Genomic DNA, 13,536 nt, shown 5'->3' with positions numbered 1-13,536 from the left:
TCGTCTGCTCCGCGCCGACGGCCAGGCAGCCCGTCGGCGTTCTGCAGATACTAGAAGCAATCGCCGCGGCGAAGCATTACGCCGGTGTTATTTATCCATAAGCGTTTCGCATGCGGCTTCGCACCAATTCAGCGTGGTGCGGCGACGCCCACCGCCGGCCGCGCCACCTGTTCGCGCGTTGCCGGACGGGTTTCCGGCATCCGCCAGTACACGACCAGCGAAATCGCCGCGCAGGCCGCCACGTACCAGAAGAACATCGTCTCGTTGCCGACCGCCTTCAGCCGCAGCGCGACGAATTCGGTCGTGCCGCCGAGGATCGCCGTCGTCAGCGCATAAGGCAGCCCGACCGCCAGCGCGCGAATTTGCGGCGGGAACAGCTCGGCCTTGACCAGCATGTGTACCGACGTGAATCCGCTCAGCACGACGAGCCCGGCAAACACCAGCGCGAACGCGGCGAGCGGCTCGTGCACGTGCGCGAGCGCCGTGAAGATCGGCACGGACAGCAGCGTGCCGCCGAACCCGAACCACAGCAGCACCGGCCGGCGCCCGACGAGATCCGACACGAGCCCGAACAGCGGCTGCAGCGGCATGTACAGCAGCAGCGCGAGCGTGCAGATCCAGGTCGCCGTTTCCTTGTGCAGGCCGACGGAGTTGACCAGGTATTTCTGCATGTAGACGGTGTACGTATAGAACGCGACGGTGCCGCCGATCGTGATGCCGATCGCAAGCAGCAATTCGCGCCAGTGGGCCGCGAGATCGGCCGTCACGCGCGTCTTCGCCGCACGCGCCCGGCTCGCGACGAACGCGTCGCTCTCGACGACGTTGCGGCGCATGTACAGCGCGAACAGCGCGAGCACGCCGCCGACGAAGAACGGAATCCGCCAGCCCCAGCGCTCGATGTCGTGCGTGCCGGCGAAGATCCGCTGCATCGCCAGCATCAGGCCGAGTGCGACGAGCTGGCCGGCGACCACGCTCACCTGCAGGAAGCCGACGTAGAAGCCGCGCCGGTTCGGCGGTGCGATCTCGCTCAGGTAGGTCGCGCTGGTGCCGTATTCGCCGCCCATGCTGAGACCCTGCAGCAGCCGCGCGGCGACGAGCAGCGCCGGCGCGAGCATGCCGATCGTCGCGTAGCCGGGCGTGACGGCGATCAGCATCGAGCCTACGCACATCGCGAGCACCGACTTGGTCAGCGCGGCCTTGCGTCCGTGCCGGTCCGCGTACAGGCCGACGAGCCAGCTTCCCGCCGGCCGCGCGACGTAGCCGACCGCCGCGATCGCCGCGGTGTTCATCAGTTGCACGGTCGGCCGGTCGGCGGGAAAGAATGACGGCGCGAAGTAGATCGAGAAGATGCTGTACGCGAGGAAGTCGTACCACTCGATCAGGTTGCCGGCGAGCCCGCCGACGATCGAGCCGATGCGCGGCGGCGCGTCGGCCGCCCCGGTTGGGGAAGTTGCCACGGTTGTCTCCTGTTCGTTCTGTTTCGGGCGGCCGGCAGGCGGCCGCCCGTGCCGCATGCCGGCCTTACGGCTGCCCGGCCGCGTAGCGTGCGTCGAGCGCGTCGAAGCGCGCCTTGTCGACGAGCCGCTGCCGTTCGGCAAACGGCGCGACGAGCGCGGGGTTTTCGTCGAGCCGGCCCGTGTCGCGCAATGCGGTCAGCGCGGCCTGCATCCCGTGCACGGCGCCCTGCAGCGCCGCATTCGCATACAGCACGACGCCATAGCCGAGGCGCGCCAGTTCGTCGCGCGAGCGGGTCGGCGTCTTGCCGCCGATCACGATGTTGATGAGCTGCGGCGTGTCGAACAGCGCGGGCAGTCGTTCGACGTCCTCCGGCGTATCCATCGCCTCGATGAACAGCACGTCGGCGCCCGCTTCCGCATAGCGGTGCGCGCGCTCGATCGCGTCGTCGATGCCGTGCACGGCGGCCGCATCGGTGCGAGCGACGATCAGCAGGTTCGGATCGACGCGCGCATCGACGGCCGCCTTCAGCTTGCCGACCATTTCCGCGGCCGGAATCACTTCCTTGCCCGCGAAGTGGCCGCATTTCTTCGGCAGCACCTGGTCCTCGAGCTGGATCGCGTCCGCGCCGCTGCGCTCGAGCGTGCGGACCGTGTGCAGCACGTTCAGCGCGTTGCCGAAACCGGTATCGGCATCGACCATCAGCGGCAGACCGACGGCGTCGCGCACGCGCGCCGTGTGCTCGGCCAGCTCGCCGAGCCCGACGAAGCCGAGATCCGGCAGGCCGAGCGACATGTTGGTGACGCCGGCGCCGCTCAGGTACAGCGCGCCGAAACCGAGATCGGCGGCGATCCGTGCGCTCAGCGCATTGAACGTGCCGGCGACGAGCAGCCCCTGGCGGGCGGCGATGCTGCGCCGGAACGCGGCGCGACGAAGGGCGGTGTGATCGGTCATGCAAGGCCTCGTTGGTCGAAACGGAACAGGGTGCGCGGCGAGTCGCGCAGCACGCGCGTGCGCTCGCCGGGGTCCGGCAGCCAGCGTTCGAGCGCCGCGCAGGTCGCGCCGAAATCGACACGCTCGCGATGCTGCGTATGCGGCCAGTCGCTGCCCCACACGAGCCGCTCGGCCGTGAACGCGCCGCGCAGCGCCTGCGCGGCGCCGAGCGCGGTATCGGTACCGTCGCCGGTCAGGCTGTTGCGGTACGCGGCCGACAGCTTGACCCACACGCGTCCGGTATCGGCGAGCGACAGCAGGTGACGGAAGCCGGGATCGCGTTCGCCGAGCGTCGGCGACGGGCGGCCGAAATGGTCGATCACGAGTGTGCACGCTTGCGCGAGCAGGCTCGCGGCGATCGCATGCAGGTCGGCCGCGTCGCGATGAATCTCGACATGCCAGCCGAGCGCATTGATGCGTGCGAACAGCGCGCGCCACACCCGCGTGCCGAAATCCGGAATCGGCAGGCCGACCAGATTGAGCCGCATGCCCACGACGCCCGCGCGGTCCAGCGCGGCGAGCGCGTCGTCGTCGATCACCGGATCGACCACCGCGACGCCGCGAAAGCGGCTCGGGTAGCGCCGCAGCACGTCGACGAAGAACGCATTGTCGGTGCCGAGAAAACTCGGCTGCACCAGCACCGCGTGCGTGATGCCGTGCGCGGCGAGATGCGCGACGTACGCGTCGAGCGACGCATCGTAGTCGGGTGCATGGCGCACGACCGGCGCAAGCGGCAGGCCGCGCGCGAACACGTGCGCATGGGCGTCGACCGCCGCGACGGCCGCCGGGGATGCGTACCACGCGGCCGGGTCCGGCGCCGCTGAAACCGGTTCGACCGGCGGATTCACTGCTCGATCCATGACGACTTGCCTGCAAGAGGTGCCCGGCCCGGCAGCGGGCGACAGGCGACGGAATGAACGAAAGACGAAAACTACAGCGATGCGCCGGCGCGTGCGTCGCCGTCGGCGCCCGGCCCGGCGGCCGCATCGGGCAGGCGGCGCCCGCGCGTTTCCGGCAGGAACCACACCGCGATCACGACCAGCCCGTACGCGATGCCCGCGTCGATGCCGAGCGCCGTGCCGAGCGGCAGCGATTCGCCCATGCGCCCGACCAGCACCGGAAAGCCCGCCGACACGATGCGGCCGAAGTTGTAGCAGAAGCCGACGCCGCGTCCGCGCACGTGCTGCGGATACAGCTCGTTGAACAGCGTGCCGAGCGTCGCCGGGATGCCGGCCGAGCACAGCCCGAGCGGAAACCCGAGCAGCAGCATCGCGACGTCGTTCAGCGGCAGGAACACGTACAGGTTCACCATCACCGCGCAGCACGCGGCGAACAGCATCACGTTGCGGCGCCGGCCGATCCGGTCCTGCAGGTACGCACTCAGGAAACAGCCGCAGATGAACGCGACGATCACGACCGCCAGATACGCGCCGGTGCCGAGCACCGACAGGTGCCGCTCGGTCTTCAGGTAGGTCGGCAGCCAGATCGTGATCGCGTGATAGCCGCCGTGCGCGCCGACGCCGATCAGGCCGCCGACCACCGTGGTGCGCAGCACCGACCGGTCGAAGATGCCCACCGTCGACGCATCGCCCGTCTGCGCGGGCGCCGGCTGCGCGCGCGGCGGCTCGGAAATCGCGCGGCGGATATACAGCACCAGCAGCGCGGGCAGCGCGCCGATCGCGAACAGCACGCGCCACGCCCACTCGGGCGGCAGCCACGCGAACACGATCATGTACAGCAGCACCGCCGCGCCCCAGCCGAATCCCCACGCGCTCTGCACGACGCCCATCGCCTTGCCGCGGTGACGCGCGCCGACCGTCTCCGCGAGCAGCACCGCGCCCGCGGTCCATTCGCCGCCGAAGCCGAGCCCCTGCAGCGCCTTCAGCACCAGCAACTGCTCGAAGTTCTGGGCGAACGCGCTCAGGAACGTGAAGGCGGAGAACCAGCACACGGTGATCTGCAGCGCCCGCACGCGCCCGTAGCGATCGGCGATCGCGCCGGCCAGCAGGCCGCCGAGCGCGCCCGACACGAGCGTCGCGCCGCCGATCAGGCCGGCCTGCCCCTTGCCGATGCTCCAGGTCGCGAGCAGCGCCGGAATCACGAGACTGAACATCTGGGTGTCGAGGCCGTCGAGCGCCCAACCCGCAAAGCAGCCGCGCAACGTGCGCCGTTCGGTCGTCGAGAGTTCGCGCATCCAGGTCAACGGAGGTCTCCTCGTGTCGTCGCCGTGCGTCGCCTGATCGCGCCGCTACCGGGGGCGCGGCCGGGTTCGACAACGCCCGATGTGCATCCTATGAATCATTTGGATAATTCGCTACTATGATTCGAATAATTATTCATAACGCACGCTTATGGAAATCAGGCACGTCCGCTACTTTCTCGCGATCGCGGATTCCGGCAGCTTTACGCGCGCCGCCAGCGAACTGGGTATCGCGCAGCCGGCGCTCAGCCAGGCGCTGAACCGGATGGAAAAGGAACTGGGCGTCCGGCTGTTCGAGCGGTCGCGGCGCGGCGCGACGCTCACGCCGGCCGGGCTCGCGATGGTCGACGACCTGCGCCTGAGCGTCGCGCGGCTCGACGCGGCCGCGCACCGGGCGGGCGAGATCGGTGCACAGCGCGCCGGGCGCCTGACCATCGGCTTCGTCAGCGCGGCGCTGTTCGATACGCTGCCGCGCGCGATCCGGGGGCTGCGCGAAAGCGCGCCCGACGTCGAGCTCGTGATGAGCGAGATGAGCAATGCCGAGCAGGCGATCGCGCTCGAGCGCGGCGAGATCGACATCGGGCTGCTGCATACGCCGGTCGCGGTCAACGGCCGGATGCGCGAGAAGCTGATCCGGCGCGACCCGCTCGTCGCCGTGCTGCCGACGGCGTTCCCGCACCAGCCCGACGGCACGGTGACGTTGGCCGATCTCGCCGCGGCCGGCCTCGTGTGGTTTCCGCACGATCAGCTGCCGCTGATCCGCGCGGGCATCCTCAGCGCGTTCCGCCAGGCCGGTCATCCGGTGGACATCGTGCTCGACGTGAACCGCACGCTGACCGTCGTCGCCTGCGTGGCCGCCGGCTGCGGCGTGTCGCTGCTGCCGCGCTCGATCCACGCGTTCGCGTTCGACGGGGTCGCATACAGCCCGATTCGCGACGGCGCCGCGCTGCCGAATTTCGAACTCAGCGCGATCTGGCCCGCACGGTCGCGCCCGACGCTCGCGGACCGTTTCGCCGCGCTGCTGCCGTCGGCCGATACGCGGTCCTGAGCATCCGGCCCGCCGGCACACGGGCCGCCCCGGCACGGGAAAAACCCGATCCCCACATCGTCCTATGACATCCGGCATTGCGAATTGGCGGGATTACCTTGATCCTCGTCGGCGCCCGCCCGGGCGCATGCTGATAGCGAGGATCCCTCATGCGATACGTGCCATCGTGGACTTCCGTTTCCGCCGCGCTGTTTCCCGGCAACACCGCGAGCGCGACGCTGTTCGCACTCGGCACGTTCGCGATCTCGTTCCTGATCCGCCCGCTCGGCGGCCTGTTCTGGGGGCCGCTCGGCGACCGGCTTGGCCGCAAGACGATGTGGTGGATCTCGCTCGTCGGGCTGTTCGTCGCGGCCGTGCCGATGTTCACGCTGATGACGCACGGTCCGCTCGGCGCCTTCAGCGGGTTCGCGGTGCTCGGTGTGCTCTACGTGCCGCAGCTCGCCACCATTTCCGCGATGTTCCCGGCGATGTTCCCGACCCACGTCCGGTATGCGGGCATGGCGATCGCGTACAACGTGTCGACGTCGCTGTTCGGCGGCACCGCGCCGATCGTCAACGACTGGCTGATCGGCAAGACCGGCAACGCGCTGATTCCTGCGTGCTACATGATGGCCGCCTGCGCGGTCGGGCTGGTCGCGCTGCCGGCGGTGATCGAGACGCGCGGGTGTTCGCTGCGCGGCGACACGCTCCCCGGTCAACCGGGCTGACCCGCACGCCGGCGGCGCCCGGCTTCCCATAAACGGCATCCCTTGCATTGCCCGCCGTCCGGCAACGAACGGCGGGCAATGCGCATTTCGGGCGGCTGAAGCTGCTGCCGGATTGTTGCCGCCCGGACAACACGATGTGCCCACGTGCAGCGCTGTTGGCGTGTGCCGGCCGTCACTACAATCGCTGACAAGCTCGATCGGAATCCGGTCGAACCGAAGCGCGCGACCCTTCACGATCGCGCTCGCGAACCGCGCGGTACCGCGCGGCTTGATTCACTCGACGAACAGGATTACTGAACATGAACGCACCCATCCGCAACGTCCAGCCGGTTATCGCCCGCCTGGGCAACGAAGCTTCGGGCGAGCTCGTTTCGTCCCGCTACGCCGTGCGCATCGGCGAGGTCGATGTCGTGCTGATCAGCGACGGCGTGCTGCCGCTGCCGACTTCCACCATGTCCACCAACGTGAGCGAAGCGGACCGCAACGCATGGTTCGACGGCCGTTTCCTGCAACGCGACATGTTCGACTGGGCGCTCAACATCGCGCTCGTGCGCAGCGCCGATCGCCTGATCCTGATCGACTCGGGCGTGGGCGATGGCTTCGACTACTTTACGCGCGCCGGGCGCTCGGTGATGCGCCTGGAATCGGCCGGCATCGACCTGGCCGCGATCACCGATATCGTGATCACGCACATGCACATGGATCACGTCGGCGGGCTGAACGTCGACGGCGTCAAGGCGAAGCTGCGCCCCGACGTACGCATTCACGTATCGGCCGCGGAAGTGGCGTTCTGGAAAAATCCCGACTTCAGCAAGACGGTGATGCCGGAAACCGTTCCGCCCGCGCTGCGCAAGGCGGCGGCGAAGTTCGTGGAACTCTATGGCGAAAACATCGTGCCGTTCGACCGGACCGTGGAAGTCGCGGCGGGCGTGTCGGCGCGGGTGACGGGCGGGCATACGCCGGGACACTGCGTGGTCGACATCGCATCGAACGGGGAAAAGCTGACGTTCGCCGGCGACGCGATTTTCGAAGTCAACTTCGACAATCCCGACTGGCAAAACGGCTTCGAACACGATCCGGACGCGGCGGTCGACGTGCGTATCGCGCTGTTCAACGAAGCCGCCGACACCGGCGCGCTGCTGGCCGCGGCCCATGTCGCGTTCCCGTCCATCGGACATATTGCCAGGAACGGCGACGGGTTCCGTTTCGTTCCGGTCGTGTGGGATTACTGAGTGACGAGCGGTGGCCTGCGCGCACCGCTGGCGGTGCACTGACGGCTTTTTCAAACCGTACCGGCAAGAAAAAACGCCGCCGCACTTGCATGCGGCGGCGTCACCTCGCGCGCCGAAACGCGCATCAGCATCATTGAAAACTCACGCGACGGCAGAAATATTCCGCTCGGCGACCTCGTCCACCGCGTCCTTCACGATGCCGACGATCTCGTCGGCTTCCTCGCGCGTCATCATGAGCGGCGGCGCAAAGTATTGTCCTAGTGCAATCGCGCGCGAAAGCAGGACTGACGGGTCGAATCAGCGGGACAATCGGCGTGCCCGGTACGGAGACGGGCCCGGCACTTTTATCGTTCGGATGACTGTCGCGGGCCGCCTACCCGCGCAGAATGCGCCGCGCCTTCAGGATCACCGGCATGTCGACCATCCTGCCGTCGAGCGCGACCGCCGCGCCGCCGCTCGCATCGACGGCATCGAGCACGCGCCGCGCCCACGCGTGCTCCGCGTCGGTCCACGCATACGCGCGGTGCACCGCGTCGAGCTGCTTCGGATGAATGCACAGTTTCCCGCCGAAGCCGAACCGCCGCGCGTAGCGCGCATGCCGTTCGATCGCATCCGGATCGTCGATGAGGGTCGACACGCCGTCGACCGGCGGCGCGATTCCCGCCAGCCGCGATGCGAGCACGATCCGCGAGCGGAACGCGTTCAGCTCTTCCCCGTCGCCATCGATGCCGAGATCGACCTGGAAATCGAGCGTGCCGAACGCCACGCGCACGACGCGCGGCGCGGCACACACCGGATCGAGCCCCACGATGCCGGCCGCCGTCTCGACGATCGGCAGCAGTTCGAGCGCGCGATGCGCGTGCGCGAGCACCGCATCCACCTGCGCACGCGTCTCGCACTTCGGCAGCATCATGCCGGCCACGCCCGGATGCGCGGCGATCGCCGCGATGTCGTCGGCGAACCATGCCGTATCGGCCGCATTCACGCGCACCCACACGGGCCGCGCGGCATCGAGCTGCGCGACGACCGCGTCGCGCGCCGCCGGCTTGCCGTCCGGCGGCACCGCATCCTCAAGATCGACGATCACCGCATCGGCGCCGGCCGCGCGCGCCTTCTCGAAGCGCTCCGGACGATTGCCGGGAACGAACAGCCACGAACGGGCGGAAGCCGGCGTCATGCCGAGACCTCCGGAAACAGCGAGCCGATCGCGTAGCACGACGCGACCTGCCACGCGTCGGCCAGGAGCCGCTCGGCCTCGGCGTCCGACGCTGCGCCCGAGAACGCGGCGAGCGTGCGTACCTTGCGCGCGATCTCGTCGCGCGACAGCGTGTTGCCCGGATCGCCCTTCGGCTCGTCGACGCGGCCCGCGAACGTGCGGCCGTCGCGCGTCGTGACCGTGACCTTGCCGATCCAGCGCGCCGGATACGCGCGATCGACTTCGTCGTCGAACGCCATCGACACGCGCTCGCGAAACGCGGCGACGTGGGCAGCCGCGTAATCGCGCTCGAATTCGTCGACGCCCGCGTGCCCGTGCAATGCGGCCAGCGCGAGCACGGTGCCCATGTTGAACTTCGCCTGATGCACGGTGCTCGGCACCGTGACCGCGCCGAGCACGTCGAGCGCGCCCTGGTGCACATGCGTGACGACCGTCCCGATGTCCGCCGCGGCGAGCCGCTCGCGCGCCATCACCGCGAGCAGCGCATCGGCGGCCGGATGCGTATGGCGGCACGACGCGTGATACTTGAACGACGTTTCCGCCGTCGCCCAGCGTTCGCCGAGCCGGTCCGTCAGGCGGGCCGGGTCCGCATCGGTCGACATCCCGGCTGCCATCCCCTGCGCGCCTTCGAGAATCCGCGTGGCGCCACGAAACCCGTCGCGCGCGAGCTCTGCCGCCATCAGCCCGTTCGCGGCGGCCATCGCCGTATGCAGTTGCTTGGAATCGGCCGCGTCGCGCAGGAATTCCCACAACCCGCTCGCCTGGGTGCCGGCCGAGCCGAACGCGTCGAGCATCCGTTCCGGCGACAGCCCGAGCAGCCGCCCGGCCGTCGCGGCGGCGGCGACCGTGCCGGCGGTGCCGGTCGTATGGAACACCTTGTAGTGCGAGCGCCCGAGAAATTCGCCGACACGGATGCCGACTTCATAGCCCGCGACCGCCGCCGCGATGAAGTCGCGCCCGCTCGCGCCGCGCGCCTGCGCCAGCGCGAGCGCGACCGGAAACACGACCGTCGCCGGATGAAACACCGCGCCGTTGTGCACGTCGTCCTGCTCGGCGAAATGCGACGCCGCGCCGTTCGTCATCGCCGCGAAGTACGGCGTCGCGCGCGTGCGGTCGATCAGCACGTCGGCGGTGCCGGGCCCGCCGCGCGAGCCGCCCGCGCGGCGCGCGAACGCGGCGATCGTCTCGACCGGGCGCGCGCCCTTGCCGGCCAGCGCGGAGCCGAGCCAGTCGACGTAGAGGTTGACGGTGCGCGCGACGACGTCGGCGGGAATCGCGTCGAAGCGCAGTTGCGACGCGAACGTCGCGAGCGTGCGGCCGGGGGGAGTGGCGGGAATCGTGTTCGTCATCGTCGTCGTGAAAGCGGAATCAGATCGTGCCGTTCGCGCGCAGCGCATCGATTCGCGCGCGGTCGTAGCCGAGTTCGGCGAGGATCGCATCGGTATGCTGGCCGAGCGCCGGCACCGCGTCCATGCGCGGCTCGACGCCGGCGGGCAACCCGGGCGGCAACAGCGCAGGCACCGGGCCCGCCGCCGTATCGACGCTGCGCCAGCGTTCCCGTGCGTTCAATTGCGGGTGCCGCCATACGTCGTCGAGCGTGTTCATCTGCGCGTTCGCGATGCCTGCCGCGTCGAGCCGCTGCATTACTTCGGCGGCCGTCAGCGTCGCAAACGCATCGACGATCAGCGCATCCACCGCGTCGCGCGCCGCATGCCGTTTCGAATTCGCGTTGAAACGCGGATCGTCGGCGAGCGCCGGCTGCCGCAGCACCTGTTCGCAGAACAGCTTCCATTCGCGCTCGTTCTGCAGCCCGAGCATTACGGTCTTGCCGTCGCCGGCCGGGAACGGGCCGTACGGGCAGATCGTCGCGTGCGACGCGCCCGACGGCGCGGGCGGGCTTTGCCCGTCGATCGCGTAGTAGAGCGGGTAGCCCATCCACTCGACCATGCTCTCCAGCATCGACACGTCGATCCGGCACCCTGCGCCGGTGCGGCCGCGCATCAGCAGCGCGCTCAGGATGTTGGTGTACGCGTACATGCCGGCCGCGATGTCCGCGATCGAGCAGCCGGCCTTCGCCGGTTGCCCGGGCGAGCCCGTGATCGACAGGAACCCGGCTTCGCTCTGGATCAGCAGGTCGTAAGCCTTGCGGTCGCGATACGGGCCGTGGTCGCCGTAACCGGAGATGTCGCAGACGATCAGGCGCGGATGCGTGTGCTTCAACGCGTCGTAGCCGAGGCCGAGACGCTCGGCCGCACCGGGCGCGAGATTCTGCACGAGCACGTCGGCATCGGCGAGCAGCGCGTCGAGCACGGCGGCCGCAGCGGGCTGCTTCACGTCGAGCGTCAAGCTCTCCTTCGAGCGGTTCACCCACACGAAGTGCGACGACAGCCCGTGCACGCGTTCGTCGTAGCCGCGCGCGAAATCGCCGCTGCCGGGCCGTTCGATCTTGATCACGCGTGCGCCGAGATCGGCGAGCTGGCGTGTGCAGAACGGCGCCGCGATCGCATGTTCGAGCGTGATCACCTTGATGCCGTCGAGGGGTCGCATCGTCGGCCTCCGTCAGAACGAGCGCGGCAGGTCGAGGATATGCTCCGCGACGTAAGCCAGGATCAGGTTGGTCGAGATCGGCGCGACCTGGTACAGCCGTGTCTCGCGGAACTTGCGCTCGACGTCGTATTCGCACGCGAAGCCGAAGCCGCCGTGGAATTGCAGGCATGCATTTGCGGCTTCCCACGACGCGTCGGCCGCGAGCAGCTTCGCCATGTTCGCCTGCGCGCCGCACGGTGCGTGCGCATCGAACCGGCGCGCGGCGTCGAAACGCATCAGGCTCGCGGCCTCGACGTTCACGAACGCGCGCGCGATCGGAAACTGCACGCCCTGGTTCTGCCCGATCGGGCGGCCGAATACGACGCGTTCCTTCACGTACTGCGACACCTTGTCAATGAACCAGTAGCCGTCGCCGATACATTCGGCCGCGATCAGCGTGCGCTCGGCGTTCAGCCCGTCGAGGATGTACTTGAACCCCTGCCCCTCCTCGCCGATCAGGTTCTCGGCCGGAATCTCGAGGTTGTCGAAGAACAGCTCGTTGGTCTCGTGATTGACCATGTTCGGGATCGGCTGCACCGTCAGCCCGCGGCCGATGGCGTCGCGCAGGTCGACGACGAAGATCGACATCCCTTCCGACTTTTTCTTGACGTCGGCAAGCGGCGTCGTGCGCGCGAGCAGGATCATCAGGTCCGAATGCTGCACGCGCGAGATCCACACCTTCTGCCCGTTGATCACGTAACGATCGCCGCGCCGCTCGGCGGTCGTCCTGATCTTCGTCGTGTCGGTGCCGGTGGTCGGCTCGGTCACACCCATCGACTGCAGGCGCAGCTCGCCGCTCGCGATCTTCGGCAGGTACGCGCGCTTCTGTTCGGCCGAACCGTGGCGCAGCAGCGTGCCCATGTTGTACATCTGCCCGTGGCACGCGCCGGAGTTGCCGCCCGAGCGGTTGATCTCCTCCATGATGATCGACGCCTCGGTGAGCCCGAGACCCGAGCCGCCGTATTCCTGGGGAATCAGCGCGGCAAGCCAGCCGGCCTTCGTCAGCGCGTCGACGAACGCGTCGGGATAGCCGCGTGCGTGGTCGATCTGGCGAAAATACTCGCCGGGAAACTGGCTGCACAGGTCGCGTACCGCTTCGCGGATGTCCTGGTACGGGTCGTGTTGCGTCGTCTGCATGTCCGTCGTCGATGAAGTGGAAAGGGAGCGCGTCATGCGAGGGTCGCGGTGGCCTGCATCGTCAGCCAGCCGTCGCGATCCTTCGCCCACAGCTCGATCGTGCGGCCGTCGTCCGACGGCTTGCCGCACAACGTGAACGGCTGCCCGTCGAAGGTCGGGCGCACCGCGCGGAAGGCGAAGCTCGCGAGCGTCGCGTCCGGCCGTTCGCGGTGCACGAGATCGACGAGCAGCGTCGCGATCAGCGGGCCGTGCACGACGAGCCCCGGATAGCCTTCCTCCTGCGTCACGTAGCTGCGGTCGTAGTGGATGCGGTGGCCGTTGAAGGTCAGCGCCGAATAGCGGAACAGCATCACCGCGTCGGCCGTGACCGTGCGCGACCACGTTTCGCCCGCAGGTGCGGCAACCGGCTTCGGTGCGGGCGCACCCGGTTGCGGCGCGTCGCGATAGACGATGTCGTGCTCTTCGTCGACGCACAGCGCGCCGCCGGATTCGATCCGGTGCTGCACCGTCACGAACACGAGCCGGCCGCTGCGGCCCGTCTTGTCCTCGATGTTCGCGATCGTCGATTCGCGCGTCGCGCGCTGCCCCGCACGCAGCGGCGCATGGAACGTCAGGCGGCCGCCGGCCCACATGCGGCGCGGCAGCGGCACTGGCGGCAGGAAGCCGCCGCGCTTCGGGTGGCCGTCCGGGCCGACCTCGGCCAGCGGCGCGATCGGCAGGAAGTAGAGCCAGTGCCACATCGGCGGCACGACGTCGCCGGGCGACGGGCGGTCGAGCGTGGCGGCCAGCGCGTTCAGCGGAAACGCGGTGATGTCGTCGCCGAGCGTTTCGGTCTTGCCGAGCCACGCGTCGAGCGACGCGGGGGCGGCAGGCTGCGAGGATGAGGTCGGCACGTGCGATTCTCCGGTGCGCTTGCAATGACCCTAATATGCACGCCACGCACCGTTTCGCGAAGTCGGCTT

The 13,536-nt window shown here is 69.0% G+C and carries 11 protein-coding genes and 2 pseudogenes; 3 read left to right on the top strand and 10 right to left on the bottom strand.

The genetic code is table 11. The features are described from left to right. Nucleotides 1-128 precede the first annotated feature (128 nt). The 4 genes from HWW87_RS14025 to HWW87_RS14010 all read right to left on the bottom strand — a co-directional run bounded on the left by HWW87_RS14025 (nucleotide 129) and on the right by HWW87_RS14010 (nucleotide 4,651). Nucleotides 129-1,457 carry an MFS transporter gene (locus HWW87_RS14025; protein ID WP_175820776.1) on the bottom strand — a complete coding sequence of 443 codons (1,329 nt, stop codon included), beginning with the start codon at nucleotides 1,455-1,457 and terminating at the stop codon, nucleotides 129-131. Between the two features lie 64 nt (nucleotides 1,458-1,521). Then, entirely contained in the window at nucleotides 1,522-2,409 is an 888-nt protein-coding gene (locus HWW87_RS14020; protein ID WP_174386202.1) for an oxaloacetate decarboxylase, read from the bottom strand. Beyond that, nucleotides 2,406-3,308 (bottom strand): amidohydrolase family protein, encoded by a 903-nt coding sequence (locus tag HWW87_RS14015; protein WP_175820775.1) that lies wholly within the window; start codon nucleotides 3,306-3,308, stop codon nucleotides 2,406-2,408. Before HWW87_RS14015 ends, HWW87_RS14020 begins: the two co-directional genes overlap by 4 nt. 71 nt (nucleotides 3,309-3,379) lie before the next feature. Then, nucleotides 3,380-4,651, bottom strand: coding sequence for an MFS transporter (locus HWW87_RS14010; RefSeq protein WP_175820774.1), 1,272 nt, complete (start codon nucleotides 4,649-4,651; stop codon nucleotides 3,380-3,382). A 148-nt stretch (nucleotides 4,652-4,799) separates the two neighbouring features. Here HWW87_RS14010 and HWW87_RS14005 point away from each other — a divergent pair, with 148 nt between their 5' ends. From HWW87_RS14005 to HWW87_RS13995, 3 genes and pseudogenes are all read left to right on the top strand, one after another. Next, nucleotides 4,800-5,696 (top strand): LysR family transcriptional regulator, encoded by an 897-nt coding sequence (locus HWW87_RS14005; protein WP_175820773.1) that lies wholly within the window; start codon nucleotides 4,800-4,802, stop codon nucleotides 5,694-5,696. A gap of 293 nt (nucleotides 5,697-5,989) precedes the next feature. After that, nucleotides 5,990-6,403, top strand: a pseudogene (locus HWW87_RS14000) (MFS transporter); the annotation flags it as partial. 299 nt (nucleotides 6,404-6,702) lie between these two features. Next, nucleotides 6,703-7,635 carry an MBL fold metallo-hydrolase gene (locus HWW87_RS13995; RefSeq protein WP_174431139.1) on the top strand — a complete coding sequence of 311 codons (933 nt, stop codon included), beginning with the start codon at nucleotides 6,703-6,705 and terminating at the stop codon, nucleotides 7,633-7,635. A gap of 141 nt (nucleotides 7,636-7,776) precedes the next feature. Here the strand turns inward: HWW87_RS13995 and HWW87_RS37555 are convergent. The 6 genes and pseudogenes from HWW87_RS37555 to HWW87_RS13970 all read right to left on the bottom strand — a co-directional run. Continuing rightward, a pseudogene (locus HWW87_RS37555) lies at nucleotides 7,777-7,959 on the bottom strand (hypothetical protein); the annotation flags it as partial. A 49-nt stretch (nucleotides 7,960-8,008) separates the two neighbouring features. After that, nucleotides 8,009-8,812, bottom strand: a complete 804-nt coding sequence (locus HWW87_RS13990) for a CoA ester lyase (RefSeq protein ID WP_175820772.1) — start codon at nucleotides 8,810-8,812, stop codon at nucleotides 8,009-8,011. Beyond that, complete coding sequence (locus HWW87_RS13985; RefSeq protein WP_175820771.1) at nucleotides 8,809-10,200, bottom strand: MmgE/PrpD family protein; 1,392 nt, start codon at nucleotides 10,198-10,200, stop codon at nucleotides 8,809-8,811. Before HWW87_RS13985 ends, HWW87_RS13990 begins: the two co-directional genes overlap by 4 nt. Nucleotides 10,201-10,219: 19 nt before the next feature. Next, the gene (locus tag HWW87_RS13980; RefSeq protein ID WP_175820770.1) at nucleotides 10,220-11,398 is read right to left on the bottom strand and encodes a CaiB/BaiF CoA-transferase family protein; all 1,179 of its coding nucleotides are present in this window, start codon (nucleotides 11,396-11,398) and stop codon (nucleotides 10,220-10,222) included. Nucleotides 11,399-11,410: 12 nt separating this feature from the next. Beyond that, complete coding sequence (locus tag HWW87_RS13975; RefSeq protein ID WP_175820769.1) at nucleotides 11,411-12,574, bottom strand: acyl-CoA dehydrogenase family protein; 1,164 nt, start codon at nucleotides 12,572-12,574, stop codon at nucleotides 11,411-11,413. A 32-nt stretch (nucleotides 12,575-12,606) separates the two neighbouring features. Then, a complete protein-coding gene (locus tag HWW87_RS13970; RefSeq protein WP_175820768.1) occupies nucleotides 12,607-13,467 on the bottom strand; it encodes a MaoC family dehydratase N-terminal domain-containing protein in 861 nt (286 codons plus the stop codon). Nucleotides 13,468-13,536: the final 69 nt, after the last annotated feature.

The sequence above is a fragment of the Burkholderia sp. BCC0419 genome (genome assembly GCF_902830285.1).
GTDB lineage: Bacteria > Pseudomonadota > Gammaproteobacteria > Burkholderiales > Burkholderiaceae > Burkholderia.
This window is presented reverse-complemented; position numbering and strand designations above follow the sequence as displayed.